The sequence below is a fragment of the Segatella hominis genome, from assembly GCF_004535825.1.
GTDB lineage: Bacteria > Bacteroidota > Bacteroidia > Bacteroidales > Bacteroidaceae > Prevotella > Prevotella hominis.
In genome coordinates this window covers 1-21,247 of the sequence record NZ_SGVY01000019.1, presented here as the reverse complement: position 1 = coordinate 21,247, position 21,247 = coordinate 1, and the positions used below count along the sequence as shown (strand labels likewise).

The following is a 21,247-nucleotide window of genomic DNA, read 5'->3' as shown; positions in this document are numbered from 1 at the left end:
TTTATGGACTTTATTTCAAATGAAGCAATTCTTTATACAAGGTAAGATATTGTTTCATGTATTTGTCATAATTGTAACTCATAGAGTATTCTTTTGCAGCAAGGGATAATTCCCCATTTCTGTCCCAATTGGCCAGTCCTTCATTTATAGTATTAGCCATTTCTTCTGGCTCAAAAGAGTCAAAGTAGGTTGCGTGGTTCTTGCAGATTTCTGGTAGGCTGGTGTATCGAGAAGAGAAAACTTTGCAATTGTAGCGCATCGCTTCTAAAACAGGAAGTCCAAAACCTTCTAATCGACTTGGGAACAAGAAAGCTTCGCTATGAGCATACATCCAGTTACGTTCTTCATTGGTGATTTCACCAGCTATGATGACGTTGTCTGCATGGCAATATTCTTTTATTTCCAGTAGTTCTTTGAGGTAGCTTGTACATTTTTTCCCACATATAAATAGTTTATATTTAGGAAAGTACTTCATCATAGGTATTAATGTATGAAAATTTTTTTTCTTTCTTGTTTGGCCTATTGTGAAAAAGAATTTGTCGTCTATATTCACAAAGTTAGGTCGCTTTTGTTCTTCTTTGGTTGTGTCTTGTATTCCGTTATAGATAACTCTTAGTGGCTTTTTCCCAAGGTTTACATGTTTGAGTAAATCTCGTTTTACATATTCGGAAATGACAGTAATGCAATCTGAACGTTTAACAAACCATTTGAGTTTCAGTAAGCGTTTGAGACGATGAATGCCTTTTTTCTCAAATAAAAAGTTCAAATCATGTACAGTGAGAAGATTTATCATGCCTTTGGCATGTCTGCGTTTGATGAACAGTTGGTCTGTGGTATGCCATAAGTCAATCTTGTGTCCTAAAGCCTTGAGATCTTTGTCCAGATGCTCTACGGTAACGTAATCAACGGCATCTCCTAAGACACCTTTATATTTTTCTAGTACAAGAACAGTAAAGTGAATATCATCAATGATACCGCCTTTGAGATGTTCGCCAACATTGTTGGCGATTTCTCCAAATCCACACTTATCTTGATAGCGTGTTAAGTCAATTAATACGTATTTCATAAATATAATGGTCTTTGAATATAAAACTAATCTTGGTGGTTTGTTAACACTATGATTTAACTTGCCTAACCATTACGGTCGTTTCCTATTCTTTCTATTATGTCATTATCTTTTAGCCATTTAATATTGTTGTCTATAGCTGTAGTACTTATGTCCAATATCTTTGCCATATCAGCTCTTCTTTTGTCATGCTTGCTTATGATATTTTTGCAAAGGTACTATTTTATATTGAATGTAGCAAATATATATTGTTTATTTTTCGTTCCGTTCTGTTTCAAGTTACTCCAGTAACCTGTTTCGTTAGTTTGAAATGTCCCAAATAGTCAGCGTTGCTGATGGGTAGAGAAATAAATGTCTAATGCTTGGCGAAGGAAGTGCCCATGGTTCAGTCTTTCGGCCAGGCGTTTTGCATTTTGCTTCAGATTTGCGATGTCGTCGAAGGTGAGATTGGCAAGCTTTTCATCCAACTCTTTCAGCGAATTGATGGCAATACCTGCTCCTGCTTCTTCGATGATAGGCGCTACGGCTGCCTCTTTCCAGATGATGAGTGGTAAACCGGCACGGAGATAGAAGGAAACCTTATGTGGAGAATTCCATTTTAGGTATTGACCATATTCGCCCGAACAGGTGTCGAGTGAATCGCCATCCCATACTAACCCGAAGTCGGCATCAATACTCTTGATGAAATCTTCTGAAGGCACAAATCCCTGATAAGTGATGAGCGGATTCTCTTTCAAGCCCTGTAGTCCTTCCTTGTTTCCGCAAACCAGCAGTTGCCAATTGGTCAGCGTCTTGGAAAGTTCTACCAGAAATGAATTCTTCTTCATGCTTAGAGCGCCGGCATAGACTACTTTTGGCTGCTTCCTGTCTGACGCTTTTTCCTGACATGGTGAAGCTGAGTGATAGTCAAATAAGCCGAGGGCACCCACTGGCTTCTGCATTCCGTGCTCCTTGAGCCATTTCTTCATGTTCTCGTTGGAAGCGATGATATAGTCGCTATGGGAGAGACGGCTGATTTCTTTCTCTACGGTCAGTTTCTTTCTGCGGAAAGAACCTAAATCGTGAATGAGGGAAACGGTCTTGGCTCCTTTCATTCTTGCTATTTTGCATAAGAAAGAAAAGTACTTTTTGACAGGATATTGCAAGAAAAGAGTGTCGCCTTTTTGAAGCAATAGGCAGGCACGGAGAATTCCTGCAAGATCAAGGAAAAATGCGATAATCTTGCTGTTTCTTACCGTTCGATGCAGACCCAGGTTGACGGCTCCCATTTCATCGAGTGTATCCTCGTTGTCCGTCTTAGCCTTGTTGCCAGCTGATGTAAGATTATAGTAGTTGCGACTTATGTAGCAAAGTCTGTTTTGTTTGTTCATGCTCTTAATGTCTTGATTTTCTGCAAAGTTACGAAATTATACCCAAAGTATTATACTCGAAGGTGTAATTTAGGAAACTTTATCTTTTATCGTAGGTAAACTTCTCCTCTTTCTGTTTTAGTTGGAGCCTTGATTATTTCATTATTACCAAGCTCCTTAATGCATAAAGAGGATAGATGTCTATTTTCCCATTGTCTTTAGTAAAACTCCCAAAGTTTTCTAATGAGGTTCGAATGGCATGATCGATGTGTTTTGTCTCCATAAAAGCATAAAGGCTCTTCATTCCGCCACGCACTTCGGCTTTTACCTCTATCGGAAGAATCTTCATATTTTTTGCCATAACGTAATCTACTTCAGCTAAAGAACTCTTTGCGCTGCGCATCCAAAAGAACAGAGAAGGAATGCTGTCTGGAGGCATGTTTTTGATGATTTCCAGTCCTGCTACCATCTCTGTAATATGTCCCTTGTTTACCAAGTCGGTGGCATTGCCTATGAGTATTTGCTCTGAAAGGGTTGTTATGCTACCTAAGTCCATGCCTAAGATGGATAGAAGAAGCCCGCTATCCAAGAAAAGGTATTTTGCGCAACTTTCATCTGCTTCTGCACCCAGCGGGAAACCATTGGCTGCAGTGTTATAGACTGGTATAAGTAATCCTGCCAAAGTTAGAAGGCTAAGAGCCTCTTTTATTTGGACAGATCTGAAATCGCGTGATACTTGGCTATATACGAACTTACTTCCTATTTGATGAGCTGCACTATGTAAGGTGAGCCGAAGCAATGTGGTGTTGGCGCGTTTCTTGTATTTCGCAAAGTCAACTTCATAGGTATATACTATTTCTTTTTGTACGGATTGGCACTCTTCGTAGCTATGAGCAGAGAGCCATGTAGAGACAACTTCAGGCATTCCGCCGACCATCAGATAAGTGCGGAAGAGAGCAGCTAATTGGTCGTGTAAGACAGGAAGTAAAGGTTGGGTAGGGTTGGCAATTTCTTTGGCTTGTAATAAGCTTTGCATACCAAGTGCTCCCAAGAATTCATCGAAAGACATTGGGTACATAAACATAGAATGAATCCTGCCCACGCCAAAAGTTGGAATTTCATTTAGTGCAAATTCCAACAGAGAACCTGCTGCAATAACATGTAATTCAGGTAAGTCTTCCCAAAAAAAACGAAGAGCAGAAATGGCCTCTTGGCACATTTGTATTTCGTCCAAGAAAAGTAAAGTTTTTCCTGGAATGATTGCCTCTCCTGTTATTGATTTTAATGTTTCAACTATATGACGGGCACTTAAGTCTCCTTGGAAAATTTGGGCAAACTGTGGCTTTCGCTCAAAGTTAACTTCAACGAAATTCTCGAATTGCTTGCCCAGATGGCGTACGGAGGAGGATTTGCCCACTTGTCTTGCGCCACGTAGTAACAAAGGCTTATGTCGTGGATTGTTTTTCCATGCTATCAAAGCCTTGTCTATTTGTCTGGTAATATATTGTCTTTGCTCCATTTTGTATTTCCTTTTTTTTGATTGCAAAATTACATGTTTTTTGCTTAATATCAAGCATTTAAATTGTAAAAATGCTAAAATGCAAAGATATAAACGTCAACTTTTTGCTAAAATACAAAGAAATAATCGCAGATTTTTTGCTAAAATACAAAGATTTCAGTATTCTTGTTGTAGCAGCTCCTCAAAGTGACTTGTATGCGCCAGATAGATTATAGTAATTCTGGCTTATGTAGCAAAGTCTGTTTTGTTTCATATTTCTTTTTTACAGTTGTTCTGATGATTATATTTTTTGGTATGTTTCATATAGGGAATGAAACAGCTTTTCGTCGGTAAAGCGTTTGGCATATTCTCTGCCCCGCATGATCATATTCTGACGTAATAGAGCGTCGGATGAAACGTTGAGGAGAGTTGCAGCCATGCTTTGAGCATCGTCTGGTGCGACATATATCGAATCGGGACCTCCTGCTTCTTCCAGACAAGAACCGGTACATCCGATAGCTGGAACTCCGCTGCTGATGGCTTCCAGAAGTGGAATTCCGAATCCCTCTATCTGGGAAGGATAAACGAAAATTTGTGCCAATTTGTAGAACGATGGCAAATCTTCGTAAGGTACTTTATGATAGAAATGAAACAGATGCTCTATGCCTTGTTCCTTCAGAAAGCTTTGTATTTCTTCTACATATGGAGTGTGGCGTCCTACTGCTACTACCTGTATTTCTTTTTTCCTCTGATTCTCTGCAAGACATTCTGCTCTGCATTCTCCTTTGGCAAGCAGAGCTATCGCTTTTGCCAACAATAGAAGATTCTTCCGTTCTTCAATGCTTCCTACATAGAGCACAAATTCTTCTGGTAGCGAATATTTTTCTCTTACCTCCTCCAGCTTTTCTTGAGCAATTTCTTGAGAGAATACAGGGTCACAACCCTGATAAACTACATCAATTTTTTCTTTTGGTGTATGGAAATAATCTATAATTTCCTGTTTGGTGTATTCACTGACGGCAATGATGCGGTCTGCGTTTTGGCAAGCCTTGCGAAATTTATATTGATAAATTTTGCGGTCTATCCAATGATAATACTGAGGTGTATGAAGAAAGATCAGGTCGTGGATAGTCACGATGTATTTGCATCGTTTTTCTCCATATTTCTTTTTTCTATCTTCCGGAGTACCAATGTTTAAAGGCAACTCGTTGCTCAAACCATGAAATAAGTCAATACCATTTTTCTGTATATCCCTGCTGATACCCCAGATTCTCCAAAGGGAACTTAGTTCTTTCCATATACCCTTGGATGGAAAATGAAGGAAAAGTTGGTTTAATGTGGGTATTTCCTTCAGATATGGTATGCGATGAGGCTTTGGTGTATATAGATGGTATTCGTTGTCGGGGCGTAGCTCCGACAATATTCTGATTATAAATCTACTATAATTGCCAAGACCAGTACGATTTTGTGCTGCTCTTTTTGCATCAAAGCCTATTTTCATGTTTTGTTATTTTGAAAAATCTTTATTCCATACAAAGTTACAATAAAATTCTGATTTTGCAAAATAATTATAGAAATATTTGCTCATTACATGTTTTTTTTCTATCTTTGTTCGCGATATAGCTGGAAAATGATAAGGAGGAAGATTTATGACTAATATGTATAATGATTAATAAACAGATAAATCAAATGAATGAAACTCTTTCACGCTTGAAGCAGTTCTTGAAGCGTCCTTTTTTTACCGACCCGCGCACATTACTTTGGCTTTGGCTCTTGCTGGCTTTGGGATCTGCGCTTATCAAGTTTCATAAGTGTAACAACTTTTTGATATTCAAATATGTTTTTTGGCATACGTGGAATCAGACGTCTCTTTACGCTCCTTATGCAGAGTATTTTGATACGAATCATTATGGTCCGTTCTTCAGTTTGATTATCGCTCCGTTTGCAGTTGTCCCTCTTCCTGTGGGGCTTATTTTGTGGCATGTGTTGATGGCTTTGCTTCTCTATGTGTGTATCCGAAAACTGCCTCTGAATCAAGGTAAACAAATATTTATCTATTGGTTCTGTGCTCATGAGTTGCTTACAGCTTTATTCATGGACCAGTTTAATATTGTGACGGTTGCTCTTATCGTGGCATCCTTTTATTGTGTGGAGAAACAGAAAGATATTTTGGCTGCGTGTTTTATCATGATTGGTACGTTTGTCAAACTTTATGGTGTTGTAGGATTGGCTTTCTTCTTCTTCTCCAAGCATAAGGTCAAATTTGTTGCTTCGTTGGTCGGGTGGGCTGTTTTGTTCTTTGTCTTGCCGATGTTGATTAGTAGTCCAGAATATATTATAGGTCAATATCAGGAATGGAAAATGAGTTTGGCAGGTAAGAATATGGAGAATATGTTTTCTACGATGCAAAATCAGTCTTTGTTAGGATTAGTGAGAAAAATATCGCATGTTTCCACTTATTCTGATTTATGGCTGATTGTTCCTGGAATATTGGCTTTTTGCGCTCCTTATCTGCGCTTTTCGCAATATAAAAATCTGTATTTCCGATATGCTTTCCTTGCTTCGGTTCTGATGTTTGTTGTACTCTTCAGTACGGGTAGCGAGTCGAGTACTTATATCATTGCTTTTGTGGGAGTAGCTCTTTGGTTTGTTGCTGTTCCGTGGAAGCGTTCTCGTTGGGACATTGCTTTGATGATTTTTGCTTTTATCCTGACGAGTTTGTCTCCTTCTGATCTTTTCCCGAAGTTTATACGCAAGACTTATGTGCAGCCTTATGCGCTGAAAGCCCTTCCGGTGGTACTGATTTGGTTTAAACTGATTTATGAAATGATGGTTAGAAATTATTCGGACAAATTGAAGGAATAGTCAGATTTCACGGATAAGAAAATACCATTCTTGCTTGATTACAGTTCAAGCAGGAATGGTATTTCATGTTTCTTCTGATAGCGTTTCCAGAATTTTGCCCGTTCTTTCATTACATAGTCAACGGCTTCTTCAGGATTAGCATTTCGTATCAATGCATATTCTGATGCGAGGGTTTTCATGAATTCTTTTGGACCCCAGAATTTACGCAGGTTATATAAACCTTTCTTTATGCTGACTGTGCCAAAGTTCATGCGGTTTATATCTACAATCATGAAATGATAGCCTTCATCATCCTTTTTCCATAGTACGTTGCCTGGTGTGAAGTCTTTGTGCAATACTTTATGGTTATGGATATTTGCTGCAAAATGAGCCAGAGCTTTGGCTATAGAGGTGTGGTCTGTAAAATTCTGGTCACCAGTTTCATACATGGTGTGTCCGTAATCACATTGTATCGTGATGAGGTAGGTGAATCCCAGCATATTCAGAAGACCTCTTTCTTCAATAAGTGCAATGACTTCTGGCGTTCCTATCCCCTTATCTTTTAAAATTCTGGCATATTCGTAAGCGCGTTTACCTTTAGGTACCCTGATTCCCCATGAATAGATCATCTGATTCAGTCCGTGAGGTATATGGTATCGCTTTACATTGATACTTAGGCCTTCAGGGGTATTCATTACCTTGATGGTATTGCGGCTTTTATAAATCTCACGTCCCTTCTCTTCGAAAACATCAGGAATGCTCTCGATGAAACTTCTCAGGTATTCATATTTTGGATTTATCTTTATCTTTCTCATTTCTTAGAATCGTTTTTGGAAATCGTTTCTTGTAATCCATTCTATTCTCTTGGTACAACTTTCCCCTTCACCACTTCGTATCGCTTGTCAAACTCCTCTTTGGTTCGCTTCCATCTGTTGTGTGTCCAGAGATAATAAGGAGGATTCTTACGGATGGTTTCTTCTAACATCTGGAAGAAGCGACGGGTGATCTCATGCTCCGGCAGAGCGTTCGGCTCGCGGGTGATAAGCTTGTAAGTGGCTGTGTAATAGCCCCTTTTCGGGCGCGACATCTCTACATAGAATACGGCATCGTTCATCTTTCTCATGATTCTTTCGCCTCCTGTAAACACAGGAGTTTCGGGATGGTTGAGGAAAGGAAGCCACAGGTGGATGTTCTCCCATTTAGGCCCCTGGTCGCTGATGTAGCCGAAGATGCTGCGGATATCCCTGCGCTTGTAATCTACCAGATAGCGGAGGATATCTTTCTTGGGAACTGGCACTCCATTTTCTTCGTGAGAACGGATGCGCTTGAAGAGTTCATCGAAGGCCTTGTTGTACAGAGGATGATAGATGAGACCCATCTTGCGGGATTTTGGCAGTTCGATGCCTACACATGAGAGCCACTCCCAGTTGCAGTAATGTCCGAGGATGGCTGCTACATCCTGACCCTCCTGAAAACATTTTTCCACTTCCTCGCTATTGTAAACATGGAAGCGGTGGCGGAGTTCCTTGTCGCTGATACTCAGCAACTTGACTGCTTCAAAGAAATAATCGCAGAACCAGCGGTAGAATTTCTTTTCGATAGCTGCGATTTCTTCGGCAGACTTTTCCGGAAAGGAAGTGGTGAGATTCTTACGCACAATGCCTCTGCGGTACTTGATGATGCGATACATCATGAAGTACTCGAAATCGGCAATGCAATAGAGCAACCTGAATGGCAGCAGCGATATTGCATAAAACAGCGCATAAACAATCTTTGTCATAAGTCCTATGATTTACACCTTATTATATATATAAGCAAGAATGCAACTTAACATTTAACATTCAACACTTAACATTGTTATTACACCTGCTGCATATCGTGCAATTTCTTATAATATCCGTCTTTGCCTATCAGTTCATCGTGAGTACCACGCTCCACGATTCTTCCCTCATGCATCACGCAGATTTCGTCTGCATGCTTGATAGTGCTCAGGCGGTGAGCCACGGCTACGGTAGTACGGGTCTTCATCAGTTTCTCCAAAGCATCCTGCACCAGGCGCTCGCTCTCTGTATCAAGAGCAGAAGTAGCCTCGTCGAGAATGAGGATAGGAGGATTCTTGAGGATGGCACGGGCGATGCTTACACGCTGGCGCTGACCACCGGAAAGTCTGCCTCCACGGTCACCGATTCCTGTATCAAATCCATGTTCCGACTTCATGATAAAGTCGTAGGCATTGGCTATCTTTGCTGCATTGGCGATTTCCTCGTCGGTAGCATCGGTTTTGCCGAAACGGATGTTGTCCTTGAAGCTGGCATTGAAGAGGATAGCCTCCTGGTTTACATTGCCTATCAGCTGGCGGAGATCATTTACGGCCAGGTCTTTCACGTTGATGCCATCGATGAGCACCTCGCCTTCCTGCACGTCATAGTAACGTGGAATCAGATCCACCATCGTACTCTTACCGCTACCGCTCTGACCTACGAGTGCCACGGTCTTGCCCTTCGGAATCACGAGGTTGATGTCTTTCAGCACGTATATCAGTTCGTCGCTCTTATTGTCTGTATAGGCGAATGATACGTGGCGGAACTCTATCTGATGTTCGAAGGAAGCGATATGCTCCGGGTTCTCCTTGTCCTTGATTTCCACTTCTGCCTGGAGAATCTTGTCGATACGCTCCATGCTGGCAAGTCCCTTGGGGATATTATAGCTTGCCTTGGAGAATTCCTTCAGCGGATTGATAATGCTGTAGAGCATCACCAGGTAGAAGATGATGGTTGGACCATCGATACGGCCGTAATCCAATACCAGAATGCCACCAAACCACAATACGACTACGATGAGGATGGTGCCTAAGAACTCACTCATAGGATGAGCCATCTGCTGGCGGATGTTCACGCGCATGATGTTGTCGCGATATTCGCTGTTTACCTTGTCAAAGCGCCAGTTCATCTTGCTTTCTGCACAGAAAGCCTTGATGATGCGGAGACCGCCCAATGTTTCTTCTACCATGCTCATGGTGTCGCTCCAGAGCGACTGTGCCTCTGTACTCTGTGCCTTCAGTTTCTTGCCCACCAAGCCCATGAACCAGCCGAAAGGTGGAACAAAAAGAATGGTGAAGAGAGTGAGCTGCCAACTGATGCAGATAAGGGTGATGAAGTAGAAGAGTATCAGAATCGGGTTCTTGAAAAGCATGTCGAGAGATGACATGATGCTGCTTTCTACTTCCTGTACGTCGCCGCTCATGCGGGCAATGATGTCGCCCTTGCGCTCCTCGCTGAAGAAACTCAGAGAGAGAGAATTAATCTTCTGGTAGAGCTGGTTGCGGATGTCACGCACGATACCAGTACGGATAGGTATGATGGTGGCGGAAGAAAGGAAATAGGCTCCCGTCTTCAGGAAGGTCATGAATGCCAGAAACAGACCGATCACCAGAAGGGCGGTCGATGCACTGTATTCCACGATAAATTCCTGGATGTAATAGTACAGGTTGTTGGTGGCCACTTCCTTGAGGGTGCCCCAGTCTCCGTTCCAGGTCATATAGTCGTTGGCACGGATGCCGCCATCTACCTGAAATAGGATTTGCAGGATTGGTATCAAGGCTGCGAATGAAAAGATATTCAATACCGCTGATAGGATATTGAATAATATGGATAGTCCCAGATATCTTTTGTATGGAGGGACAAATCGTTTTAAAACTTGCAAGAATTCCTTCATAGACTGCAAATATAGCGCTTTTAGAGAAAACTACAAAATGATTTTGTGTTTTTTCGCTAAAAGTATGAAGAAAAAGGCTACTTTTACCTGTTTTGGGTAGGTAAAAGTGCCATTTTCGGTTTATTTTGGGTTATTCTTTTATTTTGCGTTCTTCTTTGTTGAAAGTTATTCTTTCACTTCTTCGCCGAAGAGGGTAGCAGAGGTGGAACCGGTGATGCGAACCTTTACGAATTCGCCGATATGGTGGTTGCCCTTATCGATGACTACCGCCTTGTTCTGCTCTGTGCGACCCATCATCTGCTCACGGCTACGCTTGCTGAAGTTTTCGATGAGGATGGTGAATTCCTTACCCTCATCTTTCTTGTTCTGCTCTGCGCTCACCTCTGTCTGAAGCTTGATCAGTTCGTTGAGGCGGGCTATCTTGGTTTCTTCCGAAACATTGTCAGGCAGGTGCTTGGCAGCATAGGTACCCGGGCGCTCTGAATATTTGAACATGAAGGCGCTGTCGAAACCAACTTCTTTCACCAGCGAGAGGGTTTCCTGATGATCTTCCTCTGTTTCGTCATGATAACCCACGAAGATGTCGGTAGTGATGCCGCAGCCTGGGATGATGCGCTTGATGTCAGCGATGCGCTGCAGATATTCCTCGCGGGTGTATTTGCGGTTCATCAGCTTCAGTATCTTGTTGCTTCCGCTCTGTGCAGGGAAGTGGATGTGCTTGCAGAGGTTTGGCTCTTCGGCGATGGCGTGGAGGATGTCCTCGGTCATATCCTCTGGGTTAGAGGTGGTGAAGCGCACGCGCATATCTGGTACAGCCTGGGCTACCATGTGGAGGAGTTCTGCAAAGGAAAGACTGCCTTCCTCACGCTTTCCTGATGGTGAAAGACCGTAACTGTTTACATTCTGGCCAAGCAGGGTAACTTCCTTGAAACCACGCTGCTGCAAATCGCGAACCTCTCGCAGGATGCTCTCTGCATCACGGCTGCGCTCGCGTCCACGGGTATAAGGCACGATGCAGTAGTGGCAGAAATTGTTGCAGCCACGCATGATGCTTACGAAACCGCTCACTCTGTTGCCACCGATGCGCTGAGGTACGATGTCACGGTAAGTCTCGGTCTTGGAAAGTTCGATGTTGATGGCATTGGTGCCCATTTCGCATTGTGCGATCATATCTGGCAGGTTGAGATAGCTGTCCGGACCGCAAACCAGGTTGGCATAGTGGTTCTGGATGAGGTCATCCTTCACTCGCTCAGCCATACAGCCCAACACTCCGAGGATTACCTTTCTGCCCTTTTTCTGCTCAGCATGGAGGGTGTCGAGGCGATGATAAATCTTGTTTTCCGCATTCTCTCGGATACTGCATGTGTTAAGAAAAATAGCATCAGCCTCTTCTTCTTTTTCACAGATTTCATAACCAGCCATCTGCATCACAGAGGCTACTACTTCGCTGTCAGCCACGTTCATCTGGCAGCCGTAAGTTTCAATAAATAGTTTCTTCATTGTTCTAGATGAATTCTACTTTATTATATAATGTTATTGGATAATATACTTGATAATCACCATCTTTCTTGATGGTCATGTCTTTTTGTACTATTGTGAATTTTTATCTTATTCCAACTTTCTCTGTCATTCCTTTGGAAAGATACATCAGCAGGAAGTAGATGACGACGGCAGAAACAAAACCTGCCAGGGCATCGATGAGATAATGTGCCTGGATGTAAACGGTAGCCATGCAGAGGAACACATAGAATGGCAGGAGGATATATACCAACTTGCGATTTCCTGTATGCCATGCCATCAGCATGCAGATGGTGCTGATTCCGACGTGCGAACTTGGGAAAGCTGCCGTTGGTCGTTCGCCTGCAGCCTTGGCATCCTCTACCAGATGATAGAATATACCATCGGTGTAGCCTGGAGACGGCAGACAGTTGGTATGGGTGTTGAAATAATCGCCCATGGCTGGGAATATTCCCTTGGTGATTTCGCGTACGCCTACTGCATCAAAATAGAAGGTAGGACCGGCTACCGGCACGTAGATGAATATCACATAATAGATGAAGAATGAGGCGAGCATTACGAAGGAAATGCGCTCAAACTCCCTGTATCTGCAGAAGAAATAGAAGAATACGACGGCTGCTATCATCGGATAATACATGAAATAGCCCATATCCATCAGTTCGCTTACCACAGCCCAAGGAAGGGCTTTGGAGAAAAGGAGTGAAGGCTGGCAACCGAAAAGCTGCTGTTCCCATCCTGCGAACACGTGGTCGAGGTTGGGAAACATGCGGTTGATCTCGTAAGTATCTGGATACCACCATGCCAGCAGCGCCATCTGAGCCGCCACTCTCACAAGTTTAGTAGCCCTGCAAGGTACCATGCGATATACACCCCATAGCGCTCCCGTCATCACAAGCACTCTGATGCGACCCCAGATCATGGATTCGGGATTCACGAGTTTGGTGTAAGTGAAGAGCATGGTTGCTACCGTCAGAATCATATAGGCGAGCATCACCCATTCCAGCGCCAACAGCCCTTTTTTCGGGTTCTTCTCTATCTTAAAATAATCTTTTATCACGTTTTTCTTTGAACTTTATGAATATCTATTTCTTTATCTTGTCGGGTTTTCTGCCAAATCCTTTAGGCCTTCCTGTCAAATAATCCTTCTTTTTCGGATCCTTGATCAGAAATCAGAGCCAATGGTTTTTCTTGTACCATTTGATGGCGAGTTTTACGCCACGCTCCAGAGGATAATGTGGATGATAGCCCAACTCGTCCATGGCTGGCTCAATGTCACATCGCCAGTTGCGCTGTTTCAGGATGTTGTATTTGTCATTGTTGAGCGCCGACATCTTTCCGGTTATTCTGCCGATGTATTCGCCGAAGAATGTTACGATGCGCAAAACCCAGATAGGAGCTTTGATACGCAGCATCCAAGGATTGTCAAGTTCCTTTCTGATCAGGTCGCTGAATGCAGTAGATTGATAAACACCTCCGTCGCTGAGGAAGTATTTTCTGCCGTTCATACCATGATCGAGAGCGAGGAAGACGGCCTGCACCACGTCCTGTACATATACGAAGGTGATGTCCTGGCGCTTGTATCCCACGGCAAAGTCCACATGTTGCTTGATGCTTTTTGCCATCAGGAAATAGTCCTTCTCTCTTGGACCATATACGCCGGTAGGTCGCAGGATGATATAAGGGAACTGGATGCCGAGGCTATCCAGATATTTCTCTGCTTCCCATTTGCTCTTGCCGTAAGCTGTGTTAGGGTGGGGCGTATCATGTTCCGTGATTTCCTGATAAGGCTGTTCTTCTCTGATGGCACCGAAGATGCTGAGCGAGCTGACGAATACAAACCGCTTGATAGGTATCTTGAGGGCGATAAGTGCACCTACGAGATTTTTGGTACCCTCGGTGTTCACACGATAGAAATCTTCTGCATGCAGACACTTGGTAGCGCCTGCCGCATGAACCACATAGTCGAACTCCTGTCCGTCTAACTGGCTGATAAGTTCTTCCTTAGAAGAAAGATTGAGGTTGATGAAATGGATGCGCTCGTCTTGCAGGTATTTTCTGGAACTTGAAGGGCGTACTGCTGCCCATGTTTCCATGCCTTGTCGGAGAGCTTCCTCCACAATGTAGCTCCCGATAAAACCCGAAGCACCTGTTACTAAAATCTTCATTAATGATTATAAAATTGCAATTTCGCCTGCAAAAATACAACAAAAAATTGAGTTGTCGTCTATATTGAGCCAAAAAACTTCTAAATAGTCTCTTTTTCAGCGAAAAAGTAACTAAAAATACATAGTCCCACAGATTTCACAGATTTACATAGATTTTTGAAGTCAAAAACTTAAATCTGTGTAAATCTGTGAAATCTGTGGGACTTTTCTGATATCTTAAACAGTCTTATGCCTCATGCTGTCTTACACCCATGCGGGCCTCTACTACGTTTACTACGTAGTCGCCAAGCTTCTCGCACTCCTGGATGATGTCCATATACATCGTACCGATGGCATAGGTATAGAGATGGTTGTTCACATCGTTGATGTTCTGGCTCTTCAACTGGTTGCGGTAGTTGTTGATCTCATTCTCAATGTTGAATGAGAGGTTGGCATCGTTGTCTCCCTTATGACCTACAAGGGTGATGTTCATCTGGGTAAGGGCATTGTCGGTAAGCTCCATCATCTGATGCATGTGCTCATACTGAGAAGGGATGAAATCCTCCTTGCCACGGATGCGGCGGTTCAGGGTACGGGCAATATTGAAGCAACTGTCACCGATACTCTCTATCTCGGAAATTTCGCGGAGCATGGCGCGAATCTTAGCCTTGGTTTCATCAGAGAGATGGGAATCGCTCACCTGGTCAAGGTACTTGGCAATCTCAATCTCCATATTGTCTGAGATACCTTCATACTTCTCAATACGGGTATAGAGCTTGACAAACTTATCATCGTTGGTTTCGCCTAAGAGTTCCTTCACCATACCAAACATGCGCTGGATACGCACGGCGAAGCTGTGAATCTCCTTCTGCGCCTCCAGAACAGAGATTTCCGGAGTCTTCATGATACCGCTCTGGATAAAGCGCAGGCGGAAATCATCCTCATCAGCATTCTTCTTAGGACGGATAATCTTGCATACCAACTTCTCTATCTGAGGGATAAACCATACCAGGATAAAGGTGTTGGAGAGGTTGAAGGTGGTATGGAAGGCGGCAAGCACAAAGGAGAGCTTGGCTGCATTGGCTACGAAATGAGGATCGTTCTTTTCCATCACATCATCAAAACCCACCCAACCGCAAACGAGGTGGATGAACGGACGGAATACGCAGAGTATCCAGAGTACACCGAAGACATTGAACACCATGTGTGCCATCGCCGCCCTTCGGGCCTGTGTATTGGCTGTAAGCGCAGCCACATTGGAGGTGACGGTAGTACCGATATTCTCGCCCATCACGAGCGCAATACCCTGGTAAATTGGCAATACACCGGTGGAGCAGAGTATCATCGTAATCGCCATGACGGCTGCTGAACTCTGTACGCACATGGTGAGTACGCTACCTATCAGGAGGAAGGTGATGGTAGTGGTAAAACTGTGGGGATCAAAACTTGCAAAAAAATCCAGAACCGGCTGATTGTGAGCCAGATCCATGTCGATACCGGTTTGACGTAAAGTTCCCAAACCGAGGAACATAAAGGATATACCGAAGATGAAGTCGCCGACGATCTTGCGCTTCTTACTATAGATAAGGATGATGGCAAAGAAGAATGCCGGCCATACAAAGTCGGTGATGTTGAATGAGAAACCGGCACTCATAATCCATGCGGTGAGTGTGGTTCCAATGTTGGCACCCATGATGACCGAGATGGCCTGGGCAAGCGTGAGGAGACCTGCGTTGACGAACGATACCGTCATCACCGTCGTGGCTGTAGAAGACTGCACCGCAGCCGTGATGAGCGTACCAGTGAGGATGCCCGTCAAACGGTTGGTAGTCATGGTTCCTAACACATGGCGGAGCTGAGGTCCAGCCATCTTCTGCAAACTGTCGCTCATCGTCTTCATACCGAACATCAGTAGGGCGAGTGCACCGATAAGCCTGAAAAATATCCAAATCGACATATTTTAATTTAATTTATGTTTTCAAAATCACCGTAGTTGCTTTTTTATTCGTATCTTTACCGAACGTAAGTGATTACTCTTGGGAAGTATGAAAATACCTTCTTGGGAGCAGGATTATTGTCAAACATTGTAACATAAACGTAGTGCAAATGAAACAAGTAATACAAATCCGTTGCAAAAATAACAAAAAAACTCAGAAAGTAGCAATCGGTAGCACACTTTTTGATGTTTTTTCTGAAATTGGCCTTGAAATGAGCCATGGACCTATCTCCTGTAAGGTAAATAACAAGGTGGAAGGCATGCATTATCGTGTTTATAACAGCAAGGACCTTGAGTTCCTCGATATGACTTCTTCTTCAGGTTCCCGGGCCTATACCCGTACGCTTTTCTTTGTGCTCTGCAAGGCGGTGAAGGATATTTTTCCTGCCAGTCCTGATGTGATTATCGACATCCCTGTTTCCAATGGATTTTATGTGGATGTGCGTCTGGGTAAGGAACTTACCGAGGAGGAGGTGGGGAAGCTGCGTAATCGTATGCAGGAAATCATCGATGCCCACATGCCTATCCGCAGATATATGGTGCCTACCGAGGATGCTATTGCACTCTTCCAGGAAAAGGGAGATGTGGAGAAGGTGAAACTCCTGAAGACTTCCGGCTCTATCTATACTACCTATTATAAAATAGGTGATTACGTGGATTATTATTATGGTACACTCCTTACCAATACTTCTGAACTTTATCTTTTCGGGCTGGAGAAGTATTATGACGGTATGCTGCTGCGTATTCCTTCTCTTAAGAATCCGGATCAGTTGGGCGAAATCACCAGACAGGATAAGATGTTTGATATCTTCAAGGAGCATCATCGCTGGCAGGATATCATCGGTATCCGTACGATAGGCGATTTCAATCAGGCTGTTACTGCAGGATTTTCAACCGATATTATCAATATCAGTGAGGCTTTGCAAGAGAAGAAAATAGCCCAGATAGCTGAAGATATAGCCCAGCGTAAGGGGGTAAAGCTTGTTCTACTGGCTGGTCCTTCTTCCTCGGGTAAAACTACTTCCTGCAAGCGCCTGTCTATCCAGCTGGCTGTAAACGGCTTGAAACCTCTGCAGATTTCGCTCGATGATTACTTTGTAGATAGGGAGAAAACTCCGAAGGATGAGAGTGGCGAATATGATTACGAGAGCATCTATGCCCTGGATCTGAAACTCATCAATGAGCAGTTTAATGCCCTCTTCCGTGGCGAGGAGGTGGAATTGCCGAAATATGACTTCCAGAGCGGAAAGAGTAAGAGAAGCGGAAAGAAACTGAAGATGAACGATCATAATGTGCTGGTGGTGGAAGGTATTCATGCCTTGAATCCGGAACTGACATCGCAGATTCCTGATGAGCAGATTTATCGCGTCTATGCTTCGGCTTTAACCACCATTCTGCTTGATAATCACAATTATATTCCTACGACCGACAACCGTTTGTTGCGCCGTATCATCCGCGATAATAAATATAGAGGTGTGAGTGCGCAGGAGACCATCCATCGCTGGCCTTCAGTGCGTGCTGGAGAAAACAAGTGGATTTTCCCGTTCCAGGAAAATGCGGATGCAATGCTCAATACGGCGATGCTCTACGAATTGGCTGTCATCAAGATGCAGGCAGAACCGCTCTTGCAACTGGTGCCAGAGAATTGTGAAGAATATGCTGAGGCTTACCGCCTCCTGAAATTCCTGAAGTATTTCAAGGGAATACCTTATAATAATCTGCCTCCTACATCGCTGCTACGCGAGTTCTTGGGTGGGAGTTCGTTCCATTATTAAAGAAAATAAGGTTTCATTTTTTTGTCCCTGTACCCACTTTTATTTTTCCCTGCCCACGGAAAAATTCTTGCGTGGGCAGGGAGAAAAATATACCCGGGCAGAGACGGGAAATTAACAATTCTTGTTTTTATAACTTGTTTCCGTAACACAAGTCGCCAGCATCTCCGAAACCAGGAACGATGTATTTGTGCTCGTTCAATCCCTCGTCGATGGAAGCGCACCAGATGGTGGTCTTTCCTTCTGGGAAGGTGTTCTTGATGTGCTCAATGCCTTCTGGGGCAGCAAGGACACATGCCACGTGGATATGTTTCGGGTTACCCTTGGTGATGAAGGCCTTCATACCCATCTCCATGCTGATGCCGGTAGCGAGCATTGGGTCGGCGATGATGAGCGTCTTGTCTGTCAGGTCTGGAGTAGCAAGATATTCGATGTGGACACCGATCTCGGTATGCTCCTCGTTGGTATATTCGCGGTAAGCACTCACAAAGGCATTGCCAGAGTGGTCGAAGATGTTGAGAAAACCCTCATGGAAAGGGAGACCGGCACGGAAGATGGTTCCGATGACAACCTGGTCGGTAGGGAGGTTGACCCTTGCTACACCGAGCGGTGTAGTCACATCCTTTGCCTCGTAATCAAGTGTCTTTGAGATTTCAAAAGCCTCATACTCACCGATTCTCTTGATATTGTTGCGGAAGAGCAAACGGTTCTTCTGATAATCACAGTCGCGCATCTCAGCCAGGTAACGGTTGATGATGGAATTTTTCTCGCTTAGGTTGATGATTTTCATTGTTGTATATTTTTTTTGTTATTTTATGCTTGTTTTTGCTTCGATTTCAGCTTATTCTTCTGCCTAAATTTTTGCAAAGATAATGTAAATCCGAGAGATTACAAAATGTTTTGGCTGTTTTTTGTTTGTTTGTGTTCTCTTTGTTTCTCTTTTCTATTCTCAACCGTCTCTCCTTAGTCTTCTTCTTTCTCTTCAGTCCTTTCCGACTCTCATTCTCCTCTCTTTTTTCTTTCCCATTTCTTCTTTTCTCGTTTCTCTTCTTCCCACAATTACCTCTTGCTATATATATAAATAGGTGTACTTTCTTTCTCTTCCGTATTGATGTGTCTGTTTTTTGTAAAGTCAATATGGCAAATTATAGATGAATGGTTTGGATTTTAATTTCTTTAACCTAAAAAGCTTTTAAAATGTCTTATTTATAAACAAGAATCTTTGTTATCAAACAGATTTTTCGTAACTTTGCGGCGGTTTTGAAAGAAAATTAGTTTTAAGGATTCAGGTTAGAAGAATTAATTCACAACTTAAATACATTTAAATAAAATGGCAAAGTTTGATAAGTCTGTTTTAGCAAAGTACGGAATCACAGGTACAACTGAGGTTCTCTACAATCCTTCTTATGAGGTATTGTTCAATGAGGAGACTAAGGAAGGTCTCGAGGGTTTTGAGGTTGGTCAGGAGACTGAGCTCGGTGCAGTTAACGTAATGACTGGTATTTACACTGGTCGTTCTCCTAAAGACAAGTTCATCGTTGACGATGCTACATCTCACGACACTGTATGGTGGGATTCTGAGGAATATCACAACGATAACCACAAGGCTACTCCAGAGGCTTGGAATGCCGTTAAGGAGATCGCTAAGAAGGAGCTTTCTAACAAGAAGTTGTTCGTAGTAGATGGTTTCTGCGGTACACACAAGGATACACGTATGAAGGTACGTTTTATCGTTGAGGTAGCATGGCAGGCACACTTCGTAACAAATATGTTCATTCGTCCTCAGAACGAGGCTGAGTTCGATCAGGAGCCAGACTTCATCGTTTACAATGCTTCTAAGGCAAAGGTTGAGAACTGGAAGGAGTTGGGTCTCCACTCAGAGACAGCCGTTGTATTCAACGTAACTTCTAAGGAGCAGGTTATCATCAATACATGGTATGGTGGTGAGATGAAGAAGGGTATGTTCTCTATGATGAACTACTTCTTGCCATTGAAGGGTATGGCTTCTATGCACTGCTCTGCCAACACAGATATGAACGGTGAGAATACAGCTATCTTCTTCGGTCTTTCTGGTACAGGTAAGACTACATTGTCAACAGACCCTAAGCGTAAGTTGATCGGTGACGATGAGCACGGATGGGACGACGAGGGTGTGTTCAACTTCGAAGGTGGTTGCTACGCTAAGGTTATCAACCTCGACAAGGAGTCTGAGCCAGACATCTACGGTGCTATCACACGTGACGCTCTTCTCGAGAACGTAACTGTAGCTAAGGATGGTAAGATTGACTTCGCAGATAAGACTGTTACCGAGAATACTCGTGTATCTTATCCTATCTACCACATCAAGAACATCCAGCGTCCATTCTCTCAGGGTCCAGCTGCTAAGCAGGTTATCTTCCTCTCAGCAGATGCATTCGGTGTATTGCCACCAGTATCTATCTTGAACGCTGAGCAGACTAAGTATTACTTCCTCTCTGGCTTCACAGCTAAGTTGGCTGGTACAGAGCGCGGTATCACCGAGCCTACTCCAACATTCTCTGCTTGCTTCGGTCAGGCATTCTTGGAGTTGCACCCAACTAAGTACGCTGAGGAGTTGGTAAAGAAGATGCAGAAGTCTGGTGCTAAGGCATACTTGGTTAACACAGGTTGGAACGGTACAGGCAAGCGTATCTCTATCCGCGATACACGTGGTATCATCGACGCTATCCTCGACCACTCAATCGACGCAGCTCCTACAAAGACTATTCCATTCTTCAACTTCGTAGTTCCTACACAGTTGGAAGGCGTAGATCCTAAGATCCTCGATCCACGTGATACATACGCTGAGGCTTCTCAGTGGGAGGAGAAGGCTAAGGACTTGGCTGCTCGCTTCATCAAGAACTTCAAGAAGTATGAGACAAACGAGGCTGGTAAGGCTCTCGTTGCTGCTGGTCCACAGCTCTAATCATTCGAAACTTCGAATTATTAAGAATTATCATATTAGGGTCCTATCTCTCGAAAGAGGGATGGGACTCTTTTTTTAGTTTCCCATTTCTAATTTCTCATTTGTCATTTCTCATTTTTTTAAAGCTTTTCCTCTCAAAAATGCCTTGATTGTTGGGAATAATCACTAAACAAACTTAAAAATTACCGATAAAATCAATAATTTGCATAATAAACCGACAAAAAGGGGCTTTATTTGAAGAATTCTCTGTAAATTTGCAGCTAAAAATAAATAAACCTCAAATCCGCAACCTATAGGGTTTAGTGGGATTTTGCTTGCAAAGCGACAAAATTCATTTTATTGTACATATTTCTTGCACAACAGAAATGTCGCAGACACAAAATCCCCTTACCCCATAAAGCG

The 21,247-nt window shown here is 43.3% G+C and carries 15 protein-coding genes; 3 read left to right on the top strand and 12 right to left on the bottom strand.

The window, feature by feature from the left end; genetic code table 11:
- Nucleotides 1-10 precede the first annotated feature (10 nt).
- The 4 genes from EXN75_RS08625 to EXN75_RS08610 all read right to left on the bottom strand — a co-directional run bounded on the left by EXN75_RS08625 (nt 11) and on the right by EXN75_RS08610 (nt 5,414).
- Entirely contained in the window at nt 11-1,066 is a 1,056-nt protein-coding gene (locus EXN75_RS08625) for a glycosyltransferase family 4 protein (RefSeq protein ID WP_134843483.1), read from the bottom strand.
- Between the two features lie 323 nt (nt 1,067-1,389).
- Complete coding sequence (locus EXN75_RS08620) at nt 1,390-2,436, bottom strand: galactofuranosyltransferase (protein WP_118115995.1); 1,047 nt, start codon at nt 2,434-2,436, stop codon at nt 1,390-1,392.
- A gap of 133 nt (nt 2,437-2,569) precedes the next feature.
- Nucleotides 2,570-3,934, bottom strand: coding sequence for an ATP-binding protein (locus EXN75_RS08615; protein WP_134843482.1), 1,365 nt, complete (start codon nt 3,932-3,934; stop codon nt 2,570-2,572).
- Between the two features lie 280 nt (nt 3,935-4,214).
- Complete coding sequence (locus EXN75_RS08610) at nt 4,215-5,414, bottom strand: glycosyltransferase family 4 protein (protein WP_134843481.1); 1,200 nt, start codon at nt 5,412-5,414, stop codon at nt 4,215-4,217.
- A 188-nt stretch (nt 5,415-5,602) separates the two neighbouring features.
- Between EXN75_RS08610 and EXN75_RS08605 the strand changes: the two genes are divergently transcribed.
- On the top strand, nt 5,603-6,778 hold the full coding sequence (locus EXN75_RS08605; protein WP_134843480.1) for a glycosyltransferase family 87 protein: 1,176 nt from the start codon (nt 5,603-5,605) through the stop codon (nt 6,776-6,778).
- A 38-nt stretch (nt 6,779-6,816) separates the two neighbouring features.
- Here the strand turns inward: EXN75_RS08605 and EXN75_RS08600 are convergent, their stop codons facing one another.
- The 7 genes from EXN75_RS08600 to EXN75_RS08570 form a co-directional block, all read right to left on the bottom strand.
- On the bottom strand, nt 6,817-7,572 hold the full coding sequence (locus tag EXN75_RS08600) for a lipopolysaccharide kinase InaA family protein (protein ID WP_134843479.1): 756 nt from the start codon (nt 7,570-7,572) through the stop codon (nt 6,817-6,819).
- Nucleotides 7,573-7,613: 41 nt separating this feature from the next.
- Entirely contained in the window at nt 7,614-8,537 is a 924-nt protein-coding gene (locus EXN75_RS08595) for a lysophospholipid acyltransferase family protein (protein WP_134843478.1), read from the bottom strand.
- An 80-nt stretch (nt 8,538-8,617) separates the two neighbouring features.
- Complete coding sequence (locus tag EXN75_RS08590) at nt 8,618-10,471, bottom strand: ABC transporter ATP-binding protein (RefSeq protein ID WP_134843477.1); 1,854 nt, start codon at nt 10,469-10,471, stop codon at nt 8,618-8,620.
- A gap of 165 nt (nt 10,472-10,636) precedes the next feature.
- Nucleotides 10,637-11,971, bottom strand: a complete 1,335-nt coding sequence (miaB, locus tag EXN75_RS08585; protein ID WP_022110614.1) for a tRNA (N6-isopentenyl adenosine(37)-C2)-methylthiotransferase MiaB — start codon at nt 11,969-11,971, stop codon at nt 10,637-10,639.
- Between the two features lie 103 nt (nt 11,972-12,074).
- A complete protein-coding gene (locus tag EXN75_RS08580; protein WP_134843476.1) occupies nt 12,075-13,046 on the bottom strand; it encodes a phosphatase PAP2 family protein in 972 nt (323 codons plus the stop codon).
- Nucleotides 13,047-13,158: 112 nt separating this feature from the next.
- Nucleotides 13,159-14,154: an NAD-dependent epimerase/dehydratase family protein gene (locus EXN75_RS08575; protein WP_134843475.1), complete on the bottom strand. Its 996-nt coding sequence runs from the start codon at nt 14,152-14,154 to the stop codon at nt 13,159-13,161.
- A 226-nt stretch (nt 14,155-14,380) separates the two neighbouring features.
- Nucleotides 14,381-16,090 (bottom strand): Na/Pi cotransporter family protein, encoded by a 1,710-nt coding sequence (locus EXN75_RS08570; protein WP_134843474.1) that lies wholly within the window; start codon nt 16,088-16,090, stop codon nt 14,381-14,383.
- Between the two features lie 149 nt (nt 16,091-16,239).
- On the opposite strand from EXN75_RS08570, the gene EXN75_RS08565 reads away from it, so the two are divergent.
- Complete coding sequence (locus EXN75_RS08565) at nt 16,240-17,904, top strand: nucleoside kinase (RefSeq protein WP_134843473.1); 1,665 nt, start codon at nt 16,240-16,242, stop codon at nt 17,902-17,904.
- 127 nt (nt 17,905-18,031) lie between these two features.
- Here EXN75_RS08565 and upp read toward each other — a convergent pair whose 3' ends face one another.
- A complete protein-coding gene (upp, locus tag EXN75_RS08560; RefSeq protein ID WP_118115974.1) occupies nt 18,032-18,691 on the bottom strand; it encodes a uracil phosphoribosyltransferase in 660 nt (219 codons plus the stop codon).
- A 540-nt stretch (nt 18,692-19,231) separates the two neighbouring features.
- On the opposite strand from upp, the gene pckA reads away from it, so the two are divergent.
- Complete coding sequence (gene pckA, locus EXN75_RS08555; RefSeq protein ID WP_022121513.1) at nt 19,232-20,845, top strand: phosphoenolpyruvate carboxykinase (ATP); 1,614 nt, start codon at nt 19,232-19,234, stop codon at nt 20,843-20,845.
- Nucleotides 20,846-21,247 lie beyond the last annotated feature (402 nt).

Excerpts from the sequence above, each read along its gene's own strand:
- EXN75_RS08610 (WP_134843481.1), bottom strand. The coding sequence starts at position 5,414 with ATGAAAATAGGCTTTGATGCAAAAAGAGCAGCACAAAATCGTACTGGT.
- EXN75_RS08575 (WP_134843475.1), bottom strand. The coding sequence starts at position 14,154 with ATGAAGATTTTAGTAACAGGTGCTTCGGGTTTTATCGGGAGCTACATT.
- pckA (WP_022121513.1), top strand. The coding sequence starts at position 19,232 with ATGGCAAAGTTTGATAAGTCTGTTTTAGCAAAGTACGGAATCACAGGT.
- EXN75_RS08570 (WP_134843474.1), bottom strand. The coding sequence starts at position 16,090 with ATGTCGATTTGGATATTTTTCAGGCTTATCGGTGCACTCGCCCTACTG.
- EXN75_RS08565 (WP_134843473.1), top strand. The coding sequence starts at position 16,240 with ATGAAACAAGTAATACAAATCCGTTGCAAAAATAACAAAAAAACTCAG.
- EXN75_RS08615 (WP_134843482.1), bottom strand. The coding sequence starts at position 3,934 with ATGGAGCAAAGACAATATATTACCAGACAAATAGACAAGGCTTTGATA.
- upp (WP_118115974.1), bottom strand. The coding sequence starts at position 18,691 with ATGAAAATCATCAACCTAAGCGAGAAAAATTCCATCATCAACCGTTAC.
- EXN75_RS08590 (WP_134843477.1), bottom strand. The coding sequence starts at position 10,471 with ATGAAGGAATTCTTGCAAGTTTTAAAACGATTTGTCCCTCCATACAAA.
- EXN75_RS08620 (WP_118115995.1), bottom strand. The coding sequence starts at position 2,436 with ATGAACAAACAAAACAGACTTTGCTACATAAGTCGCAACTACTATAAT.
- EXN75_RS08595 (WP_134843478.1), bottom strand. The coding sequence starts at position 8,537 with ATGACAAAGATTGTTTATGCGCTGTTTTATGCAATATCGCTGCTGCCA.
- miaB (WP_022110614.1), bottom strand. The coding sequence starts at position 11,971 with ATGAAGAAACTATTTATTGAAACTTACGGCTGCCAGATGAACGTGGCT.
- EXN75_RS08600 (WP_134843479.1), bottom strand. The coding sequence starts at position 7,572 with ATGAGAAAGATAAAGATAAATCCAAAATATGAATACCTGAGAAGTTTC.
- EXN75_RS08605 (WP_134843480.1), top strand. The coding sequence starts at position 5,603 with ATGAATGAAACTCTTTCACGCTTGAAGCAGTTCTTGAAGCGTCCTTTT.
- EXN75_RS08625 (WP_134843483.1), bottom strand. The coding sequence starts at position 1,066 with ATGAAATACGTATTAATTGACTTAACACGCTATCAAGATAAGTGTGGA.